General features: G+C 63.6%; 18 protein-coding genes. 16 read left to right on the forward strand and 2 right to left on the reverse strand.

All coding sequences use genetic code 11. From position 1 onward, the window contains the following. The first annotated feature begins 66 nt into the window (after positions 1–66). From ASD63_RS09905 to ASD63_RS09925, 5 genes are all read left to right on the forward strand, one after another. The gene (locus ASD63_RS09905; RefSeq protein ID WP_060519980.1) at positions 67–525 is read left to right on the forward strand and encodes a tripartite tricarboxylate transporter TctB family protein; all 459 of its coding nucleotides are present in this window, start codon (positions 67–69) and stop codon (positions 523–525) included. Between the two features lie 24 nt (positions 526–549). Further along, on the forward strand, positions 550–2055 hold the full coding sequence (locus ASD63_RS09910; protein ID WP_060529152.1) for a tripartite tricarboxylate transporter permease: 1506 nt from the start codon (positions 550–552) through the stop codon (positions 2053–2055). Between the two features lie 156 nt (positions 2056–2211). Next, a complete protein-coding gene (locus tag ASD63_RS09915; protein ID WP_234824511.1) occupies positions 2212–2823 on the forward strand; it encodes a PAS domain-containing protein in 612 nt (203 codons plus the stop codon). Positions 2824–2857: 34 nt separating this feature from the next. Next, positions 2858–3796, forward strand: coding sequence for a hypothetical protein (locus ASD63_RS09920; protein WP_060529154.1), 939 nt, complete (start codon positions 2858–2860; stop codon positions 3794–3796). Continuing rightward, entirely contained in the window at positions 3793–4755 is a 963-nt protein-coding gene (locus tag ASD63_RS09925; protein ID WP_060529155.1) for a pyridoxal-phosphate dependent enzyme, read from the forward strand. The genes ASD63_RS09920 and ASD63_RS09925 overlap by 4 nt, the downstream gene beginning before the upstream one ends. 44 nt (positions 4756–4799) lie before the next feature. Here ASD63_RS09925 and ASD63_RS09930 read toward each other — a convergent pair whose 3' ends face one another. Next, on the reverse strand, positions 4800–5741 hold the full coding sequence (locus ASD63_RS09930; RefSeq protein WP_034790247.1) for a LysR family transcriptional regulator: 942 nt from the start codon (positions 5739–5741) through the stop codon (positions 4800–4802). Positions 5742–5852: 111 nt separating this feature from the next. On the opposite strand from ASD63_RS09930, the gene ASD63_RS09935 reads away from it, so the two are divergent. From ASD63_RS09935 to ASD63_RS09985, 11 genes are all read left to right on the forward strand, one after another. After that, the gene (locus tag ASD63_RS09935; protein WP_060529156.1) at positions 5853–7652 is read left to right on the forward strand and encodes an adenine deaminase; all 1800 of its coding nucleotides are present in this window, start codon (positions 5853–5855) and stop codon (positions 7650–7652) included. Positions 7653–7711: 59 nt separating this feature from the next. Continuing rightward, positions 7712–9112 (forward strand): NCS2 family permease, encoded by a 1401-nt coding sequence (locus ASD63_RS09940; protein ID WP_060520030.1) that lies wholly within the window; start codon positions 7712–7714, stop codon positions 9110–9112. 67 nt (positions 9113–9179) lie between these two features. Then, complete coding sequence (gene ade / locus ASD63_RS09945) at positions 9180–10976, forward strand: adenine deaminase (protein ID WP_060529157.1); 1797 nt, start codon at positions 9180–9182, stop codon at positions 10974–10976. 530 nt (positions 10977–11506) lie between these two features. Further along, positions 11507–13183, forward strand: a complete 1677-nt coding sequence (locus tag ASD63_RS09950; RefSeq protein ID WP_034790258.1) for an EAL domain-containing protein — start codon at positions 11507–11509, stop codon at positions 13181–13183. Positions 13184–13335: 152 nt separating this feature from the next. Beyond that, the gene (locus ASD63_RS09955) at positions 13336–13854 is read left to right on the forward strand and encodes a hypothetical protein (RefSeq protein WP_034790260.1); all 519 of its coding nucleotides are present in this window, start codon (positions 13336–13338) and stop codon (positions 13852–13854) included. Further along, positions 13854–15026: a class I SAM-dependent methyltransferase gene (locus ASD63_RS09960; RefSeq protein WP_034790262.1), complete on the forward strand. Its 1173-nt coding sequence runs from the start codon at positions 13854–13856 to the stop codon at positions 15024–15026. The genes ASD63_RS09955 and ASD63_RS09960 overlap by 1 nt, the downstream gene beginning before the upstream one ends. Beyond that, positions 15023–17383: a SpoIIE family protein phosphatase gene (locus ASD63_RS09965; RefSeq protein ID WP_034790264.1), complete on the forward strand. Its 2361-nt coding sequence runs from the start codon at positions 15023–15025 to the stop codon at positions 17381–17383. Before ASD63_RS09960 ends, ASD63_RS09965 begins: the two co-directional genes overlap by 4 nt. 4 nt (positions 17384–17387) lie before the next feature. Next, positions 17388–17948 carry an ATP-binding protein gene (locus ASD63_RS09970; protein ID WP_034790266.1) on the forward strand — a complete coding sequence of 187 codons (561 nt, stop codon included), beginning with the start codon at positions 17388–17390 and terminating at the stop codon, positions 17946–17948. A 13-nt stretch (positions 17949–17961) separates the two neighbouring features. Next, positions 17962–18303: an STAS domain-containing protein gene (locus ASD63_RS09975; RefSeq protein WP_034790268.1), complete on the forward strand. Its 342-nt coding sequence runs from the start codon at positions 17962–17964 to the stop codon at positions 18301–18303. 219 nt (positions 18304–18522) lie between these two features. Then, positions 18523–19200 carry a FadR/GntR family transcriptional regulator gene (locus tag ASD63_RS09980; RefSeq protein ID WP_060520000.1) on the forward strand — a complete coding sequence of 226 codons (678 nt, stop codon included), beginning with the start codon at positions 18523–18525 and terminating at the stop codon, positions 19198–19200. Beyond that, positions 19197–20501: a CynX/NimT family MFS transporter gene (locus ASD63_RS09985; protein WP_060529158.1), complete on the forward strand. Its 1305-nt coding sequence runs from the start codon at positions 19197–19199 to the stop codon at positions 20499–20501. Before ASD63_RS09980 ends, ASD63_RS09985 begins: the two co-directional genes overlap by 4 nt. 83 nt (positions 20502–20584) lie before the next feature. Here the strand turns inward: ASD63_RS09985 and ASD63_RS09990 are convergent, their stop codons facing one another. Then, positions 20585–21799, reverse strand: a complete 1215-nt coding sequence (locus tag ASD63_RS09990) for an MFS transporter (protein ID WP_034790272.1) — start codon at positions 21797–21799, stop codon at positions 20585–20587. Positions 21800–21921 lie beyond the last annotated feature (122 nt).

Here is a 21921-nt window from a genome sequence, read left to right on the forward strand (position 1 = left end):
CTGCCGATCGTCTCATCCGGCCGGATTGAAGACCCGTTCCCTGGCGTAAACATCTGGAACAGAACCATGTCAGACACCACTTCCTCATCCTCCCGCATCGGCAGGGTCGGCGGGCTCTTGATGCTCGCGCTGGCGATTGCCTATGGCATCGGCGGCAGCCAGATCGAATATGCCTTCGCCTCGGACCCGCTCGGTCCACGCGTCGTGCCGGTGCTGCTCGCCATCACCCTCGCGGTGCTTTGCCTCTTCTACTTGAAAAGCCCCGGAACGACCGAAGCCTTTCCGCAGGGGCAGCTTCTCGTGAAGATCATTGCAGTACCGCTCCTGCTTCTTGCATCGGCACTGCTTCTGGAGCCCGCCGGCTTCGCCGCCTCGATCTTCCTGCTGACCTTCGGCGTCGGCTGGATCTTCGGCGCGCCGCTGCGTCTCGCGCTGATTGGCGGCGTCGGGCAAGCCGCCCTCTGGTGGTTCGTCTTTTCCTACCTGCTCGACGTCTATCTGCCCGCCGGCCGGCTGTTTGGCTGATCCGCCGGTTATGGAGTGATCTCAATGAATCTCGATTATCTCTGGAACGGTTTTACCGTCGCCCTGACCCTGCAGAACCTGCTCATCGGTCTTGCAGGCTGCTTCATCGGCACTTTGGTCGGCGCCCTGCCGGCGATCGGGCCGATCAACGGCATCGCGCTGCTGATCCCGATCGCCTATACGATGGGCCTGCCGGCCGAGAGCACGATGATCCTGCTCGCCGCCGTCTATTGCGGGGCCGAATATGGCGGCCGCATTTCCTCGATCCTTCTGAACGTGCCGGGCGATGCCGGCGCCGTCATGACGGCGCTCGACGGCAACCCGATGGCCCGCCAGGGCCGCGCCGGCGAAGCGTTGATGCTCTCCGGCCTCTCCTCCTTCGTCGGCGGGGTCTTCGGCGCCGTCGGGCTGGCGCTGTTCGCGCCGCTGCTTGCGGGCCTCGCCATCGGCTTCGGCCCGGCCGAATACTTCGTGCTGATGGTGTTCGCCTTCGCGACCCTCGGTTCCATGGTCGGTAGCCAGCCGGTAAAGACGCTGATCGGCTGCACGCTCGGCCTGATGCTTGCGACTGTCGGGCTCGACGCCACCTCCGGCGCCTATCGCTTCACCTTCAACGAGCCGGAACTCGGCGACGGCATCGAATTCGTCGTGCTGGTCATCGGTCTCTTCTCGGTATCCGAGGCGCTGCTGATCCTCGAACACCAGGCAAGCGGCGTCACGGTCATCCGCGAACTCGGCCGCATGACCGCCCGCCTCGACGATATCCGCAAATCGATCGGTGCCACGCTGCGTGGTTCGGTCATCGGCTTCATCGTTGGCGTGTTGCCGGGCACCGGCGCATCGGTTTCGAGCGCCGTTTCCTACACCACGGAGAAGCGCATCTCCGACAGCGAAGGCACCTTCGGCAAGGGCGACGTACGAGGTCTCACTGCCCCTGAGGCTGCCAACAACGCCACCGCCTGCGGCGCCTTCGTACCGATGCTGACGCTCGGCGTGCCCGGCTCCGGCACGACCGCCGTCATGCTCGGCGCATTGATGCTCTACAACATCCAGCCGGGTCCGATGCTGATTACCGAGCGGCCGGAAGTGGTCGGCGGTCTCGTCGCATCGCTCTTCATCGGCAACGTACTCTTGCTTCTCCTCAACCTGCCGCTCGTCAACATCTTCGCCCGCGTCTTGACGGTACCGAACTGGCTGCTGGTTCCGGGCATCCTCGTGCTGTCGGTTGTCGGCGTCTATTCCACCCACGCCTCGGTGTTCTCGATCCTCCTGATGCTCGGCATCGGCATCATCGGCTGGCTGCTTCGAAAGGCCGGCTTCGACATGGCGCCGATCATCCTCGGTTTCGTGCTCGGCCATGTGATGGAGGTGAACCTGCGCAATGCGCTGGCGATCAGCGGCGGCGATATCTCGATCCTGTTCCAGAGCAAGATCTCGATCATTCTCTGGATCCTGGCGGGCGCCATGGCCGTGATGCCACTCGTCGCCGGCTGGAGGCGGACGAAGGTCGTCAAGACCGCCACCAGCTAGCTGATCCCTCTCTCTGTCGGCTGCTTGGACAGCGGCGCGCGAGCCCAGGGCGGCGCGCCGCTGTCGTCGTTTTGAGCGGCATTCAGACTATAAATCCAATATAGACTTTTACGTCTACGCATGATTTATGGATTGCTATCGAGGAAGAGGAACGCCGTGACCCCAGAACTCCGCCCCTATTGCCTGGTCTGCGACGCGATCGCCTTGCTGTTCCAGCCCTATGCCGAGGTCGTGCTGCACGATCTGGCGACTGAAACCGTCGTCCATATCGCTGGCAACTTCTCCAAGCGCGGGATCGGCGAAGCTTCGCTGCTGAGCGAAATCGGCTTCAGCCAAGGCGAAGCGATCATCGGCCCCTACGAGAAGGTCAATTGGGACGGACGCTCGATCAAGGCGATCAGCGCCGTGCTGCGAAACGCGGACGGCAAGGCGATCGGCGTGCTCTGCATCAATGCCGATGTCTCCGACTTTCATGCGGCACTCAGGACGCTCAACGCGCTCGTCCGCGTTCCCATCGACGCAGACAAGCCCGAAAGCCTGTTCAAGGAAGACTGGCACGAGCGCGTCAACGAATATGTCCAGCAATGGACCGCGGCGCGCGGGCTGACAGTCTCGAGCCTGAGCCGCAACGACAAGCAGGCGCTGGTGATCGCCCTTTCCGCTGATGGCGCCTTCGGCGGCAAGAATGCCGCCTCCTACATCTCGCGCATCCTCGGCATGGGCCGGGCGACCGTCTACAAATATCTGAGCCAGGGGAGCGCGCCATGATCGTCATCGATCGAGAAAGACTGGCCGGCTGCCGTTGCTGACGCTCGCGGCACCGGCCGTCCGCGACGCCTATATCGCCGTCACCGACGGTCGCGCCAATCTGCCGCCGGTCGGCTATCTGCCGCTTCCCGGTCGCAACGCCGATTGCCACATCAAATACGGCTACATCGAAGGCGATCCGATCTTCGTCGTGAAGATCGCCTCCGGCTTCTACGACAATCCGGCCAAGGGACTGCCGTCGAGCACCGGCATGATGGTCGCGGTATCCTCGGAGACCGGCGACGTGGTGGCCGTGCTCGACGACAAGGGTCTCCTCACCGATCTTCGCACCGGTCTCGGCGGTGCGATCGCGACCACGGCGCTCTGGCGCAAGGACGCCGGCTCGATCGGGATCGTCGGCGCCGGCACGCAGGCGCGCATCCAGATCCGGGCGCTTGCCTCCCTGTCGGATCGTCCATTGCGGTTCACGGTCTGGGGGCGATCAATGGAACGGGCGAACGCCGTGCTTGCCGACCTCGCGGACCTCGGCCTTCCCATCGCTGCGACAACCGATCTCGAAGCGCTCTGCCGCCAGTCCGATGCGATCGTAACCACGACGCCATCGAAGGAGCCGCTGATCCGATCGGAATGGATCGGGCCTGGCACCCATATCACCGCCATGGGCGCGGACGCACCCGGCAAGCAGGAGCTCGAAACTGCCCTCGTTGCCCGCGCCGACCGCCTCTTTGTCGATCTCGCCGAGCAATGCCTGGACCACGGTGAATTTTCTGCAGCGGCTCGGGCCGTGGTGATCCAGGAGGAACGCTGTGTCGCCCTCGGCGCGGTCCTTTCCGGTGCGGCCGAAGGTCGACGTTCGGACAACGACATCACCATCGCCGACCTGACAGGGATCGCGACGCAGGACATCGCCATTGCCCGCACGGTGCTCGATGAACTCGGCTTGCTCGGCCGCTCGCAAGGAACAACCGCATGACCAAAGACGTCTTCGAAACGGCCGCGCGCGCTGTCCGCGCACGCCAGCGCATCCGCCCCTTCATCTACGAGACGCCACTGATCCCGTCGCGCGCGATCGGGCCGCAGACAGCCTCGACGGTACTGTTAAAGGCGGAAAACCTGCAGCTGACCGGCTCCTTCAAGATCCGGGGGGCTGCGAGCAAGATGACCTCGCTGCCAAGGGACCAGCAGGTGATCACTGCCTCCTCCGGCAATCACGGCATCGGTGCTGCCCATGCGGCAAGCGCGATCGGCCAGAAGCTGACGGTGGTGCTACCCGAGATTGTCAAGCCGGCGAAGCTGGAGCGCATCCGCGCCTACGGCGTCGAGGTCGTCCTTCACGGTTCCGAAACCGGGCTTGCCGAACAGCATGCGCAGCAGCTGGCCGCGACCGAAAAGCTCGGCTACGTCTCGCCCTACAACGACCCGGAAATCATCGCCGGCCAGGGCACGATCGCACTTGAACTCCTTGAGCAAGCCGAACGCATTGACAATGTCTTCATCGCCATGGGCGGCGGCGGACTGATCAGCGGCATCGGCTCGGTGCTGAAGAGTTTCCGCCCGCATACTCGCGTCATCGGCGTGTCCGCTGCAAATTCGGCAGCGCTTGCGGCCTCGATAAGGGCCGGCCGGGTGGTCGAAACCGAACACCTCGAAACGCTCGCCGATGCCGTTGCCGGCGGTCTCGACGAAGACAGCGTGACCCTCCCATTGTCGATGGCCGTGCTCGATGAGGTCGTGACCTGTTCGGAAGCAGAGATCGCGGCCGCAATGCGGGACCTGCTGCTCGACGAGCATATGCTGGTAGAGGGGGCGGCAGCTCTCGCACTTGCCGGCTTCCGGCAGATCGCGGCGAGGTGCGCCGGCCAGACCAACGTCATCCTGCTTTGTGGCGGCAATGTCGACGGCGCCAGCGCGCTGCCTTCGTTGCTGGGCTAGAGACGCCGCTGCATGGCGCTGCCCCGCCTCGCCTCGCCTCGCCTCTAGAGGCTCACGCGCTCCACGTAGTAGCGCGGGATCTTCACCCGGTCCCGGTCGCGGTAGAAGTCGATGCAGAAGTCGACGAAGGCCTTGAACCGCTTCGAGACGTGCCGGCGGCGCGAATAGATGAGGTTGATCGCCGTCTGCGGCGAGCGCCAGTCCGATAGCACCGGCTCCAGCAGGCCGGCTTGCCGCTCGGTCTCGACGAAAAAGTCGGGCAGATAGGCGATGCCCTCACCGGCGACGGCGAAATACTTGATCGTCCAGTAGTCGTTGGTTGTGCAGGTCGCCGTCGGCAGCAGGTCCACCTCGTCTTCGCCTGACTGTGTCAGATACCAGGACTGCAGCCGCGTCGGCTGGCGGAAGACGAGGCCGCGGTGGCCGGCAAGCGCATCCGGATTATCCGGCTGGCCATGGCGGGCGATGTAGTGCGGGCTGGCGAAGAGGCCATAAGACGAGACCGAAAGTCTGCGGCTGATGTAGTCGACATCGGACGGCTCGCCCCAATGGAAGATACCGTCGAGCGCCTGTTCGGTGACGTCGGAGAATGGCTGGCGCGAGGACAGGAACACAACGTCGAGATTGACCTGCGGATATTGCTGGCGAAAGGCATAGAGCAGTTCCGAGGTGATCGTCGTGCCGAACTCGCCGGTCGAGCCCACGCGCAGGGTGCCCGCCACCTCCTGGCGCATCTCCGCCATCGCCGTTGCCGCATCGTCGCAATTCGACTGAATGAGCCGGGCGTAGCGCAGGAACTCCGCGCCCGCGTCGGTCACATGCAACTGATGACCCTCGCGCACGAAGAGCTCGATGCCGAACTCATCCTCCAATTGCCGGATCTTGTGGCTGAGTGTTGATTTCGGCAGGCGATGGCGCCTGGAAGCCGCTGAAATCGAACGGGAATCCGCAACTTTCACGAAGCAGTCTATGAGCGAGAGATCCATATTTCGTCCAAAATCTTGCACGATATGTCCAGAGAATAGCCTATTTCGGCCCATTGTGTAAACGACTGGGAATTGGGAATATTCACTGGAGCTAAGGGAGAAGAGGTTCCAGTGAGCGATATCAGAGAATTCATTCGCGCCGCATCGGGCACCGGCGGCAAGGCAACGTTGGCGATCCGCGGCGGTCGCCTAGTCAACGTCGTTTCGGAAGAGATCTATCAGGCCGACGTCGCGATCTATGGCGAACGCATCATCGCCGTCGGCGACATCTCCGACTATATCGGGCCAGAGACCAGGATCGTCGATGCCACCGGCAAATACCTGGCACCCGGCATGATCGACGGGCATCTGCATGTCGAATGCTCGAAGATGTCGCTGACGAGCTTTGCCAAGGCCGTCGTGCCGCTCGGCACCACCTCGATCGTCACCGGCCTCGACCAGATCATCGTCGTCGGCGGCCCGGCCGCGGCGCGCGAGTTCCTCGACGAGGCAAAACAGACGCCACTCAAGGTCTTCTGGGGCGCGCCGTGCAAGACGCCCTACACCATGCCGCGCTCGACCGTCGGCCACTATTTCAGCCCGGCCGACCACCAGGCGACGCACCACTGGCCGGAATGCGTCGGCATATGGGAGACCGTGCGCGAATTCATCCAGGAGGAAGACCCCGACGTGCTCGCGGCGCTCGAACTCGCTGAAAGGAGCCGCCTGCCGGTTCTCGGCTGCTGCCCGATGACCCGTGGCGCGCGGCTCAACGGCTACCAGCAGTCCGGCGTTCGCGCCGACCACGAGAGCTACACGCCGGAAGAAATGCTCGAAAAGCTGCGCGCCGGCATGCATGTCGTTGTACGGGAATCCTCGATCTCGCACTTCCTCGCCGACAACCTGCGTATCGTCACGGAAATGGGCGTTAAGGCACTGCGCCGCATCAGCTTCTGCACCGATGACGTGGTAGCAAGCGACATCCTCAAGCGCGGCCATCTCGACAACATGGTGCGCATGGCGATCGCCATGGGCATTTCGCCGATGGCGGCGATCCAGATGGCGACGATCAACGGCGCCGATGCGCTCCGCATCGACGACAAGGTCGGCTCGATCTCGCCCGGCCGCGCGGCCGACATCCTGCTCGTCGACGACCTGCGCAACTTCACCATCGAAACCGTCGTCGCCAAGGGTGAAGTCGTCGCCCGCAACGGCAAGATGGCGATCGAACTGATCCCGCCGCAGCGCAGCGTCGCACTTCTGAACTCGGTGAAGGTCGCGCCGCTTCAGCCCGGCGATCTCAAGGTCGCCTATCACGGCGCCGGCGAGACGGCAGACGCCATGGCGATCGCCGTCACCCCGGAAAAGATCTTCGTGCGCACTCGCCGCGACGTGACGCTTGCGGTCAAGGACGGCCAGGTGCTCGCAGATCCCGCACGGGACGTGCAATACGTCACCGTCGTCGAACGCTACGGCAAGACGAGCAACCGTCCGGTCGCCTTTGCGTCGGGCTTCGGTCTCAAGCAAGGCGCGATCGCCAGCTCCACTGCGCCCGATGACAACAACATCATCTGCATCGGCGCCGATCTCGAGGATATGCGTATCGCCATCAACCACCTGATCGCCAACAATGGCGGCCAGGTCGTGGTCAGGAACGGCAAGGTCGAGGCCTTCCTGCACCTGCCGATCGGCGGCATCGTTTCCGACATCGAGCCGGCCGAGATGGCAGCGCTGGAAGACCAGCTCGACGACGCGGCCCGCGCCCTCGGCTGCCCGCTGCCCTGGCCCTTCATGTACATGTTCGTGTTGCAGATCACGGCGATCCCGGAATATGCGATCACCGATCTCGGTGTCGTCGACTGCGTCGGGCTGAAGGTGATCTCGCCGTTTTCGCCCGCCGGCGGGGACGAGCGCGCCGTCGCTGCGGAATGATGCCTTGGAAGGGGGCCGGTCATGCCGGCCCCCTTCTTCGTTCAAAAAAGGGGAACAAGATGAACTATCAGAACAAGTCCGTGGAGGCGGCACCAAGCCCGGAGACATCCTGGCTCGCAGCGCTGCTCGACCGCTACTTCCAGATTTCGCGGCTCGGCTCGACCGTCCGCACCGAGATCCTCGCAGGACTCACCACCTTCCTCGCCGCCTCCTACGTCATCGTCGTCAATCCCTCGATCCTGGCGCATGCCGGCATTCCATTTTCGGCCGGCGTGACGGCGACGGTGCTCGTCAGCTTCATCGGCAGCTGCGCCATGGGGCTCTATGCGCGTAGCCCCATTCTGGTGGCGCCGGGCATGGGCATCAACGCGCTCTTTGCCTACACCATGGTGGTCGGCGCCAAGGTGCCGCTCGAGGTCGCGCTTGGCTGCGTCTTCTGGGCCGGCGTGCTCTTTACCGTCATGGCGTTCTTCAATCTGCGCCAGACGATCATCGAGGCGATCCCTGTCGATCTGCGCTATGGCATCGCCTGCGGTATCGGCCTCTTCATCGCGCTGATCGGCCTGGAAAACGCCAAGTTCATCGTCGCCAACCCCGACACGATCGTTGGTCTCACGCAGTTCAACCCGGTCACCCTCACCTTCATCGCCGGCTTCGTGCTCACGGTGGCGCTGGTGGTGCGGCGGGTTCCGGGCGCGATGATGGCCGGCATGATCCTCACCACTATTCTCTCGATCCCGATCGGTCGCTGGTGGGGCGACGGCAGCGCGTTTTGGCCGGAGACGCCGGATGTGCACACGCTGGTCAACTGGAGCGGTTTCTCCGCTGCACCGGATTTCAGCTTCGTCGGCCAGATCGATCTCCTGGGCGCGCTGAACCTGATCTACCTGCCCTTCATCTTTGTCTTCCTGTTCACCAACTTCATCGAGGCGCTCTCGACCTTCCTTGGCCTCGCGGAAGCGGCAGACCTCAAGGATGAAAACGGCATGCCCCGCAACATCCGGGAATCGATGCATGTCGACGCCATCGCGGCACTGATTTCCGCACCGCTCGGCACCAGCCCGGCGACCGTCTATCTCGAATCCGGCGCCGGCATCCAGCAGGGTGGACGCACCGGTCTCGTCGCGCTGGTCGCGGGTCTGCTCTTCGTGCCCTTCCTGTTTTTGTCGCCGCTGCTTTCTCTGGTGCCGGCGGTTGCAACCGCACCGGTGCTGATCCTCACCGGCCTCTTCATGTCCGAGCCTATCAGCAACATCCGCTGGAGCGCGCTCGACGAGGCGATCCCGGCCTTCCTTGCGATCGTATTGATCCCGCTCACCTTCTCGATCACGCTCGGCCTGTCGCTTGCGATCATCGCCTATGTGCTGATCAAGCTGGTCTGCGGCCGGGCTGGCGATGTAAGACCGGTCATGTGGTTCGTGGCACTGCTCGCCGCAGCGCTCGTCGCCCAGACCCAGTAACCGCCAGAAAATCCGACGGCGCCCTTAATGCAAGGGCGCCGACATCGCCCATCCGAAGGAAACAGTCATGCTTCAATCCTGGTCGAAGACCGCACCCGAACTGGTCGACGTCGCCATGGGCCGCAAGCCCGCCGATCTCGTGATCCGCAACGGCAAATGGGTCAACGTCTACTCCGGCGAAATCATCCCCGGCACCGATATCGCCGTCAAAGCCGGCCGCTTCGCCTATGTCGGTCCGGATGCCAGCCACACGATCGGCGAAGGCACCAAGGTCGTCGACGCCGCTGGGCGCTATCTCGTTCCCGGCCTCTGCGACGCGCACATGCATGTGGAGAGCGGCCTCGTCACCGTCACCGAATTTGCCCGCGCGGTCATTCCGCACGGCACCACCACCATGTTCATCGACCCGCACGAAATCGCCAATGTGCTCGGCCTCGACGGCGTCCGGCTGATGAACGAGGAAGCCCAGAGCCTGCCGATCAACGTGCTGGTCCAGGTACCAAGCTGCGTGCCGAGCGCCCCGGGTCTTGAAACTGCCGGCGCCGAGCTTTCAGCACAGGATGTCGCCGAGGCGCTTGCCTGGCCGAACGTCATCGGTCTCGGCGAGATGATGAATTTCCCCGGCGTTGCCGGAAACGATCCGAAGATGATGGCCGAGATCGCCGCCACCCAGGATGCGCGGCTGACCGTCGGCGGGCACTATGCCTCGCCGCATCTCGGCCGCGAGTTCCACGCCTATGCCGCCGGCGGACCGGCCGACGACCATGAAGGCACGACGGTCGACGACGCAATCGCCCGTGTGCGCCAGGGCATGCGCGCCATGTTGCGCCTCGGCTCCGCCTGGTACGACGTTGCCGCGCAGATCAAGGCCGTCACCGAATCCGGCCTCGACCCGCGCAACTTCCTGCTCTGCACCGACGACAGCCACTCCGGCACGCTGGTGCACGACGGACACATGAACCGCGTCGTGCGCCATGCGATCGCTCAAGGTCTGAAACCCGTGACCGCGATCCAGATGGCGACGCTCAACACCGCCCAGCATTTCGGCCTGGAGCGCGAAATCGGCTCGATCGCACCGGGTCGCCGGGCAGATCTGATCGTCACCTCGGACCTCGCCGCGCTGCCGATCGAAATGGTCTTTGCCCGCGGCGAGCTGATGGCCGAGGACGGCACACTCGCGCGCGATATCCCGGCCTATGTCTACCCGGAAAGCGCCCGCAACACCGTCCACCTTGGCCGGTTACTGGCCGCCGCGGATTTCGACATCCCATCCAACGCACGGGCGACGCGCGCGCGGGTCAACGTCATCGGCGTCGTCGAGAACCAGGCGCCGACGCGGGCGCTTCAGGCCGAGGTGGCGATCGAGAACGGCCTCGTGCAGATGGACCGGGCCAACGACGTCTGCCAGATCGCGCTCGTCGAGCGCCACCGCGGCACCGGCGACGTGGTCAACGCCTTCGTCTCCGGCTTCGGCTATGACAGCGATTGCGCCATGGCGAGCACGGTCGCCCATGACAGCCACCATATGATCGTGGTCGGCACGAACAAGGCGGACATGGCCAAGGCCGCCAACCGCCTGCACGAGGTCGGCGGCGGCATCGTCGTCATCAAGGAAGGCCGCGAACTGGCCCTGGTCGAGCTGCCCGTCGCCGGCCTGATGTCGGATCAGCGAGCGGAGATCGTCGCCGAGAAAGCGGCCGCCATCGTCGAGGCCATGCGCGCCTGTGGCTGCCGGCTGAACAACGCCTATATGCAGCACTCGCTGCTTGCGCTCGTCGTCATTCCGGAACTGCGGATTTCCGACAAGGGCCTGATCGACGTCCGGACCTTCCAGAAGACCGACGTGATTCTGAGCACGCACTGAGCTTAATAGCGATTGGCCACCGGCAACCCGGTGGCCAACCCGCCCGTGGTTCTTAATTCCGGGTGATCGCGGGATGGGTCAAGCCACATAATCCCCTGAAAACTTCCTTTATGGTTAACCGAAACTTAAACGGAGCCCAACGGCCCCGTTGCCCGGGCGTATCTGCCGTTTGCTTAACCGCGACCGGCCGCAGTAGACGCCCGAAACCCTTGCTGATATGGCGTCCCACAATGGGACATGCGTATAGGCGGAGCTGAAACGCCCACAGCTGTTCCGCCCCAAATTGCATGCAATGATGGCAAATGATACAAGAGGAAGCTTATATACAACCGTGTGGGGCAAAGGATATCGAGCAGCGCTCGCCATGCTCCGAAGCGAGGTTTCCACAGGTAAGATCGCAGGCAGCCTATTGGCATTGACCCGGGCGGGCGACGCGGTAGCTTTGCAGAAGGACGAGCCGAACCGGAGCGCCGCTGGAGCGGGCTTTTATATTCTTCCGGCGCGTTCGAAACAGAGAGGGAAAGGCAAGCATGCCGGACACTGATGCAACCTTGTCTGCTTCAGCTTCAGTGCAGGATCCCGTTGCGGCTCATATGGACGAGGTTCTCTCGTTCTATGACGAGGCCTTTCATCTGACCAGCGCCTCGCCGGCGCTGCAGGAAACCTACGAAGTCGGCACGCTTGTCGATGCCACCCTGTGGCATCTCTATCCCGAACTGCTTGCGCCCGTTTCCAAGGCGGCGGTGGAATCCGTCATCGCTTACGGCGTGCCGCGCAGCGTCGAGGTGGTCGACGCCGCCACCAAGTCGCGGCGCACGCTGCTCGTCTTTCGCGCCATGCGCGGCATCGGCGTGCTCGAAACGAGCGGCCGCGCGACCCGCCGCGAGATCGGCAGCCATGGCGAAAGCGAACGCGCGCTGCTGTTGCACCAGGCGACCCACGACGTGCTGACGGGCCTGCCCAACCGGCGGCAGTTCAGCGACGACCTGCAGAGTATCCTGCCGACATCCGGCGAGAAGCTGGCGCTGATGCAGATTGACCTCGACGATTTCAAGCCGGTCAACGACACGCTGGGCCACGGCGCCGGCGACGCCGTCCTCAAGATGGCGGCCGAGCGCATTCGCGGCGCCCTTCGCGACGGCGAAGTCGCCTATCGCCTGGCCGGCGACGAATTCGCCGTCATCCAGCGTCAAAGCGACCAGCCGGCGGACGCCGAGTATCTCGCCGAGGCACTGATCGAGGCGTTCAGCGAACCTTTCACCATCGATGGCATCTCCGTCTTCGTCGGCGCCAGCATCGGCATTGCCATTGCGCCGAACGACGGAAACGACATCGAGCAACTGATGAAGGCGGCGGACATTGCGCTCTATGCCGCCAAGAAGGATGGACGAGGCCGGGCAAAGACCTTCAGCCGTTCCATGCTGATCGTGCTGGAACAGCGCGAGATGCTGCGCCGCAGTCTGCGCACCGCGCTGCAGGACAAGCAGTTTTCAATCGAATACCAGCCGCTCGTCGAGCCGCCATTTTCGATCGTCGGCTTCGAGGCGCTGGTGCGCTGGCATCATCCGCTGGTCGGCACGATCCCGCCCAACGTCTTCATCCCGATGGCGGAAGCCGACGGCCTGATGAACGAGATCGGCCAATGGGTCCTGGAGGAGGCCTGCCGGCAGGCTGCCACCTGGCCGTCGCATTTCACCGTCGCCGTCAACCTGTCGCCGGCGGAGTTCCTGCGCGAGGGCCTGACGGACCGGATCGCCCAGGCAATCGACATGGCGGGCTTGAGGGCCGACCGGCTGGAGCTGGAAGTTACCGAATCGGTGCTGCTTGAACGCACGACCAACAATCTCGACACGCTGAACACCCTCAACGTGCTCGGCATCCAGATCTCGCTCGACGATTTCGGCACCTTCTATTCTTCGCTCAGCTACCTCAAGAACTTCCCCTTCGATACGATCAAGATCGACCGCTATTTCATCAAGGATCTGGAGAGCGACGAAAAGAGCCAGACGATCGTCCGGTCGATCATCGCCCTTGCCCACGGTCTCGGCATGCGCGTGACCGCCGAGGGCGTCGAGACGATCGGGCAGGCCGTCTGGCTTCGAAAAGAGGGTTGCGACCGTCTGCAGGGTTATTTCCTGGGCATGCCCATGCCGGCGGACGCGATCGGCGCCTATCTTCGCCGCTCATCGGCAATGGCGACGCTGTAGCCCCCCCCCCGCATCTGTGCGTTGCGCCCGATATGGCGCGAGGCAATACCTGGGTTGTCTTCATGCAAGATCCCGGGGTTGCGTGGTTAGAAATCATTATAGAAAGTGGCGTATGGCCGTGGCAGAGTTCGGGGTGCGGAGGACATTGCTGCATGGGTGCTAGTGTCAATAAGACCACGGAAACGGCTTTCGAGCCGCTGCTGCAGTTCGATATGGAGATGGAAGATTTCCTTTCGGACTGGCACCATTGCGATCATGTCTCGAGCTACCTCGCCCGGATGATCAGCCACAACAGGACCGATCCGGTACGGCATTCCAACTTCTTTTCCTCCGCCCTCAACGAGCTTCTGGAGGTTTCGTTTCGCGGCGGCACCACCGACGGAAAGATCGGCCTGTCGATCTATCGCCAAGGCGCCACGGAACGGGTTCAACTGAGCTTTCCATGCCCACCTGGTCAGGCGCGCTTCTATCGCGAGGCTGTCTCGAAAACCCGTGAGAGCGATGCCCAGGCCCGCTATCTCGACGCCATTTCCAACGACCTTGCCCCCAGCCGGGAATCGGTGCTTCTGGACCTGGCGGTCAACTATGACGCCCGCCTCCGGCTTGACGAGGATGCGGCTCCGGCCATCACCCTGATCGTGGATCTTCCTCTTGAAGGAATGGTGAGTTGATGGCGGCGAGCCTTCCTCAGCGTTTCAAGGTCGACTTCGATCCGAACAGCCAGATCTTCTCGCTTGCCGGAACGATTCGGCCGCGTTCGATCGATGAAATCGCAGAGAGTATCCATGCGCTGAGGGAAGCCATCGATACGGTGCGCGGCGTTCTCTATATCGATGTGAAGCGCCTCATCCAGATGAACAACACGGCCTTCCAGGCCTTCATCCGGGTCGCCCTCGACGCCTGCCGGGAGCGGTCGGACCTGCGCCTGATCGTCATCACGTCAAGCGTCGTCAGCTGGACGACGCGCATGTTCCGGCACCTGAGCACGATCGAGCCGCAGATCTCCGTCGAGGTCTATGATTCGATGTTCTATCCTGGCCAGGACTACTTCGAGGATACGAGCTTCATCCCAATCCTGCGCGCGCAGACGAAATTGACCTGGCGCCACGAGCGCACCATCCTGCCGCGCCACGGCATGCGGCCCGGCATCGCCGTGGCCGACATCTGCTGCGGCATCGGCGATTTCGCCGTGCTCGCGCAGAAGGAGTTCCAGCCGTCGCGGATCGTCGCGCTCGACCACTCGAAGCCGAGCCTCGCCTATGCCCGAAAGGTGGCCGCCGAGTTCGGCGTGACGGGTATCGAATACACCTACGGCGACGCGTCGGAGATGCTGCTTGAGGACAACCAGTTCGACTTCGTGAGTTGCCGCCACTCGCTGCAGGTCTTCAATCAGCCGGAGCTGCTTCTCAAGGAACTCTATCGGATCGTGAAGCCGGGCGGCCGCGTCTACATCACCAACGAGAAGAACTCGCACTGCCTCGGCGAGCCGCGGGCGCAAAGCATCCAATGGACCTACAATGAGCTCGCGCGGCTTTTGAGCAATTTCGAGATAGATGTGGAGTTCGGGCCGAAGAGCCGGCGCTATCTTGCCGACACGGGCTTCGACGACATCCTGGTCGAATCCTTCATGGTCACCAATCTGGACGGTGACCCACAGGATTTCGCCGATATCATCGCCGGCTGGGAGAAGATGTTTGCGGACATGGCGGTGAGGCACGGCGAAACACCCGAATTCATCGAGCGGTTCCGCCAGGGCTTCCGGGATCACATCTTCGCTGCACTGCATCCGAAGGGCTATGCGGGCTGGCCGATCTGGGCAGCGTCCGGGCGCAAACCACTATGAGCGCGAGCAATATCAAACGCCCCCGGTTCGGTTTGAGATCCTTTCGCGCCAAGTTCGTGCTGGTCGTCGGCAGCGCCGTGCTCTTCGACCTCCTGCTGACAGGCGGGCTGGCGCTCTGGAACGTTCAAAGACTGTCGCGCGACGCGACGACGGAAGTCGGACAGGGCCTGCAAAACGCCAACGAAGACTACATGCTCACCTACGCGGAATCGACGGCCGCGCGGGTTAATCTTCTGCTCGGCCAGGTTCACGCCGACGTCGCCACGCTCGCGGGCGTAATCCAGGCGCAGATCGACCGCCCCGTGCGCCGGTCCGACGTCGGTGAGGCACTTGCGCGGCACGCACCGGAGTCCGTTACCGTCACTTACGATGCCAAAGGTGGGTGGGCGCAAAACCTTCCGGGGCCGCTCTCGAGCGTAAGCGTCTGGAGCTATCTCCTTGGCCCCGACCATCGGCCACTACCCGAGGTGCAGGCCGATATTGAGAACAGCGCCGTTCTCGATCTGGTTGCGCCCGCCCTGCTTGCGCACGGCCGCTCCAAACTGCAGATGTACTACGTCGGACCAAAAGAGCGGCCGATCTTGCGGATGGCGCCCTATGCGGATCAGGCGCAGACGTTCGACCGTCTCTACCCCGGCCATAACGAAGCCAACTTCTGGAACTTCTTCTTCCCCGGCCTCTATGAGTCCTGGGAGGAATGGGCGAAGCAACCGAGCCTCAGGCCCGTTGCAGCCGATACCACGCAAACGGCACCTTACACCGATGCCGCCTCGGGCAAACTGATCGTCAGCTTCTTCCAGCCGCTCTGGACGCCCGACCGCAAAGGTGTCGCCGGAGCAACCGGAACCGATATCACGCTCGACCAGCTGGCCGAGGTTGTCGAAAGCGTCAAGGTCGGCGACAGCGGCTTCGGATTTCTGGTGATGTCCGACGGCAACGTGCTTGCCATCAATCCGGTCGGCGAAAAGGTGATCGGCCTGCGGCGGTCCAGCGACACGGGTGGACAAGGCGTCACCGGGTTGGAGCGCTCGCTGCGCCGCAGCGCCCAGCCCGCGATCGCAGAGCTGCCGCTTGGCACCGATGGCGCCATTCAGCGGGTGCTGCTCGATGAGGGTGGTGAGAAGGTCCCCTATCTCATTCTCCTCAAGCAGCTCGAGCCGGAGAACCTCTGGGTTTCCGGCCCGGTGCGCCGCGAGACCATGTCGATCGGCATCGTCGTGCCGGAGCGCGAAATCTATGCCTCGCTGTTTGCGGCACAGGCGAGTATCTCTGAAGCGACGAACCGCATCCTCATCTATCAGATCCTGGCCCTGCTCGCTTCGCTGCTGTTCGTCACGCTCGCCGTGTTCGGCATCTCCAAGCGGGTCACCCGCGGCATCAGCGCGCTCGCCGGAGCGGCAACCAGCATCGAGGCGAAGGACTACTCCGTCCGTGTGCCCATCACGACGCGCGACGAAGTCGGTGAAGCGGCTATCGCGTTCAATAGAATGGCTGAGGAGATCAGCTACCATACCGAGAACCTCGAAAACCTGGTGACCGAACGCACCAAGCAGCTCGAGGACGCCAACCATCAGATTTCGACGCTGAATACCCAACTGCGCAGCGAGAACCTGCGCCTTGGCGCCGAACTCGCCGTCGCCAAGCAGATCCAGATGATGGTGCTGCCGAAGGCCGGCGAGCTCGCGGAAATCGCCGATCTCGAAATCGCCGCCTATATGCGCCCGGCCGACGAGGTGGGCGGCGACTACTACGATGTGCTGCGCGACGGTGAGCGGCTGAAGATCGGCATCGGCGACGTGACCGGTCATGGCCTTGAAAGCGGCGTGCTGATGCTGATGGTGCAGTCGGTCGCAAGGGCCCTGCAGGAAGCCGGCGACATGGACCCGGAGCAGTTTCTCAACCGCCTCAACCGCGCCATCTACAAGAACATCGTGCGCACCAACACTGACAAGCATCTGTCGTTGGCCTTCCTCGACTACGACCACGGCCGCCTGACGCTGTCGGGGCAGCACGAGGAACTGATCGTCGTGCGCAAGGGTGCGGAAATCGAGCGGATCGACACGCTCGACCTCGGCCTGCCGATTGGCCTGGAATCGGACATTTCGCGCTTTGTTGCCACCCGCGAGATCTCGTTCGGCCGCGGCGACATGATCGTGCTGCATACGGACGGCGTGACCGAGGCAGCGAACGCCAAGGGCGAACTGTTTGGCATCGAGCGACTGTGCGAGAGTGCCGGAAAGTTTTACGGACAGAGCGCCGAGGACGTCAAATCGGGTATCATCAACGACCTGATGGCGCATATCGGCAAGCAGAAGATCTACGACGACATCACGCTCGTCGTCATGAGACACAGGTGATCAGATGACCACGCTCTACGGACTGGCGGACCTGACGATCGGCGCCCACCAGAAGATGACCCGGCTGCGTCTTTACGACGGGCCGCTGGATCTCAGCTGGAAGCATTGCGCCATGGCTTCGGATTTCGTCGCCGAACTGGCGGCGCTGCGCTATCGCGCGTCGCGCAACACCTATCGGGAAGTGCGCCACAACATCGGCTACCTCACCAACGAACTGGTCGAGAATGCCGTGAAGTTCCGCGCTTCCGGTTCCGTGGTCGTCGAGGCCGCCCTCGAGGGCCACAGCTTCCGCACGAAAGTGTCGAACGTGATCGACAACGAAGCGGCTGCGCGCTTCCAGGATCTTTTGTCCGAGATCGCCGACGGCGACCCGGGCGACCTGCTCATCGAGCGCATTGAAGCCAACGCAACCGGACTCGGCAAGAGCGGTTCGGGGCTTGGTCTTTTGACGCTGATGAGCGATTATGGCGTTCGTTTCGCTTGGGTTTTTGGCGCCCAGGGTGACGACGGCGAAACCTCATTGGAGACTTATGCCTCCATTGCGGTCCCAGACCTCTCGAACTGATGAGCCGGTGAACATGGAAAACAAGGACGAAGAAGAGTATCGCGTTTGGTCCGAAGGCAACGATATTCATTTTGAAGGCACGATGCGGCTGCCGGGAACGGAGGCCTATGCCCCGATCTTCTCGACGGTGATGGGCGTTCTGGAGACCGAGCCTGAGCACATCACGATCGACCTCACCGAACTGCAGTTCCTGAACTCGTCCGGGATCAACCTGCTCGCCAAGCTGACGATCGAGGCACGCAACCGCCCGAACGTGCAATTGACGGTGCGGGGAACCTCTGAGATCCCGTGGCAGTCGAAATCGCTGCCGAACCTCAAGAAGCTGCATCCCGGCCTCGATCTCAGGCTCAACTGAGATCACGCGGTGCCGGGACTGGATTCCCGTAGCTAAAGCCTGAGTATCGCGCGCCGACCGGCGCGCGACCGCGATTCCGCGCGCCAGCCACCGACAAATCCTGTCGCCGAAACCGGCCTCACGAGGCTTCGACGCCTTCTTCATTCCCCGTCGTCACGCTTGACTCTGCGAACGCCTCACCCTATTGATCAAATCATCCGATGACTTGATGAGCAGACAATGCAACCGATCAATCGTACCAACCTTGCCGAGAGCGCTGCCGAAAGCCTGCGGGCGGAAATCCTCAGCGGCCGCTGGGCTATCGGCGAACGCATTCCCAACGAGACGGCGCTGACCGAACTTCTGGCGGTGAGCCGCGGAACCGTGCGGGAGGCCGTTCGGGTCCTGATCTCGAAGGGGCTGCTCGACGCCCGCCAGGGCTCCGGCACCTATGTCCGCTCGACGGTCGATAGCTCGGGCGCGCTTGACCGCGTCAAGCGGGCGAGCCTGCGCGACCAATGGGAGGCGCGCGCGGCCCTCGACGTGGAAGCCGCACGCCTGGCGGCGCTGCGACATACGCCCAAGGATCTGGAACATATGAAGCGCCTTCTTCTCGCCCGCGGCACGGTTTCCGATGGCGGGCGTGAGGCCTTCGGACGGCGCGACATCGCCTTTCATCGGTCGATCGTCGAGGCCTCCGGCAACAGGGCCATCGTCGAGCTCTATGACTTTTTCACTTCGGCCATTCTTGAAACCATTCACTCGACGCTGTCAGGCGACCTGCCGGAGCCGGACGACCGGGCGCATGCGGCGATCGTCGAGGCCATTGCGGCCAGTGATCCGGACAAGGCCGCGGCCGCCGTTCGGGCGTTCATGGCCCCCGTCCTCGCTGAACTTGATCGGCTACTTTCCCAATGAACCAGACTTTTCGTGATCCCCACAAAGCCGAAGCCGCCGAACCGCTGGACATCGAAGACCAGCTTATCGATGCCGAGGCCGACAGCCTGCCGGCACCGCAACCACCGGTGCTGAGCCGCAGCGCCCGCATTCTGCTGGGCGTCAGCCTCGTGCTCATCGCCTTCAACCTCAGGCCGCTGTTTTCAAGTCTCTCGGTGCTGCTGCCCGAGGTGATGCAGGCGACCGGCCTTTCCACCGCCAGCGCCAGCGTGCTCACCACCCTGCCGGTGCTCTGTCTCGGCCTTTTCGCGCCGCTTGCGCCGAAGCTCGCCCAACGCTTCGGTGCCGAACGCACGCTTCTCGGGGTGCTCGTCCTGCTGACGCTCGGCACGGGTCTGCGCGGCGTTCAGTCCGTGCCGCTTCTTTTCCTTTCGACATTTGCGGCAGGTGCGGCGATCGCGATCGGCAACGTGCTGCTTCCCGGCCTCGTCAAGCGTGACTTTCCCGACCGCGCCGCGATGATGACGGGCCTCTATACCATGGCGCTCTGCGCTGGTGCTGCCAGCGCCGCCGGCCTGACGCTGACGATCGAACACCATGTGGTCGGCTCCTGGTCAGGCGCGCTCGCGGCCTGGGCGGTACCCGCCCTCATCGTGCTGATGATCTGGGCACCGCAGGCGCTGCGCGGCAAGGCGCAAGCCCGCCACAGCGGCTTCCGCGTCGTCGGCCTCTGGCGCGATCGGCTCGCCTGGCAGGTGACGCTCTTCATGGGTCTGCAATCCGCACTCGCCTATTGCGTCTTCGGCTGGATGGCGCCGATCCTGCGTGAGCGTGGCCTAGATGCCGCAACTGCCGGTGTGGTCGTCTCCGCCTCGATCATGATGCAGGTCGTCACCTGCCTGCTCGTGCCATCCTTCGCCGTAAGGCGCCGCGACCAGCGCGCCGTCTGCGTGGCGCTCGTCGCCGCCGCCGTCATCGCGCTGATCGGCATCCTTTTCGCGCCGCTCTCGACGGTGCTCGTCTGGGCTGTTCTGCAAGGGATCGGACAGGGCGGCCTGATTGCTGCGGCGATGACCCTCATTGTGCTGCGCTCGCCCGATTCGCACGTGGCGGCCCATCTCTCCGGCATGGCCCAGGGCGTCGGCTACGTGCTTGCCGCCATCGGCCCCCTGCTTGTCGGCTTCATCCGCAGCTGGACCGGCAGCTTCGCCGCCAGCGCCGTTCTCTTCATCGCGCTCGGCATCGGCGTGGCGATCATGGGTCTGGGCGCCGGCCGGGCGCTGCATGTCGGCGCACGAACCGTCCGGATAGACGACCGCTAAGACGGACGCGGATCAGCGCCTGCAATGATCCAAAGGTCCCCTTCCCAGGCGGAGCCCTTTCTCTCGCTGTCAGCACGCTCGCATCAGGCCGCGGCCACCGCCGCCTGGTAGCGCGGCGCCGGCCGGAAGGTGAGCGCGATCAGGAACGCGCCGAGGCCGATGCCCCAGGAACCGATGTAAAGCCAGGTGTAGCTTGCCAGCGCATCATAGATCAGGCCCCCGGCAATCGGTCCCGTCGCCATGCCAAGGCTGCCAGCCATGGCCGTCCCGCCGATCACCGTCCCCATCATCCGCAAGGGGAAATTCTCGCGGGCAAGCACCGCATAGAGCGGCATGACGCCCGCATAGATGAAGCCGAACAGGGCGGCGACCGCATAGAACGAGCCGAGCCCGGCGGCAAAGACATAGGCAAGCGCGCCGAAGGCCTGGGCCAGAAGTCCAAGAACGAGCACACGTTTGGCCCCGAAACGGTCGCCGAGCAGACCGAAGACGACGCGGCCGCCCATGCCGGCAAGACCCTCGACGCTGTAGATCGACACGGCCGCCATGACCGGAATGCCGCAGGTGATCGCGTAGCTCACCGTGTGGAAGATCGGGCCGGAATGGGTGGCGCAGCAGAAGAAGTTGGTCAGAAGCAGGATGATGAAGAGCGGCGATTTCAGCACCTGGCTGGTCGTCATCGACGAATGGGGCTCTTCCTCGGGCGAGGCCGCGGCAGCACCGTCGGCAAGTGCCGGCGCCTGGCGAACGAGAAACGAGACCGGGATCATGATGACGGCAACGACCAGCGCGATGATCTGCAGAGCGGTTCTCCAGTCGTAGGCGGATACCAGCCAGGCGGCAAAGGGCGACATCGTCATCGGCGCCATGCCCATACCGGCCGAGACGAGCGAGACCGCGAGGCTGCGATGCGTATCGAACCAGCCGGTAACGCAAGCCATCATCGGCGCGAAGATCGCCGCCGTCGCGGTGCCGACCACGACACCGAAAAGGATTTGGAAGGCGATCAGCGAGGTCGTCCAGCTCGCTGCCATGAGGCTGACGGCCAAGAGCACCGAGCCGATGAGCACGATCGGACGCGCGCCCCATCGGTCGGAAAGGCTGCCCCAAGCGATGCTGGCAAATGCCATGGCCAGGAAGCCGATGGTCATGGCGCTCGAAACGCCTGTCACCGACCAGCCGGTGTCGCGCGAAATCGGCAGCAGGAACACCGGAAGCGAAAACATGGCGCCGATCGCCAGGCAGCCGAGCAGCCCGCCCGCCGCCACGATGACCCAACGGTAATGCAAATTGGTCATTGCAAATCTCCTTAAATCCGTCCGGCCACGCCGAAAAATTGTGCAACCTGATCGCGCGACGGACCGTGCCTGGGACATCCCCTCGCCCGCCCGATTGAAAGACGCTCACGCCGGTGCCAAGC

Source organism: Ensifer sp. Root558 (assembly GCF_001427045.1).
In the GTDB taxonomy this organism is placed as follows: Bacteria; Pseudomonadota; Alphaproteobacteria; order Rhizobiales; family Rhizobiaceae; genus Ensifer; species Ensifer adhaerens.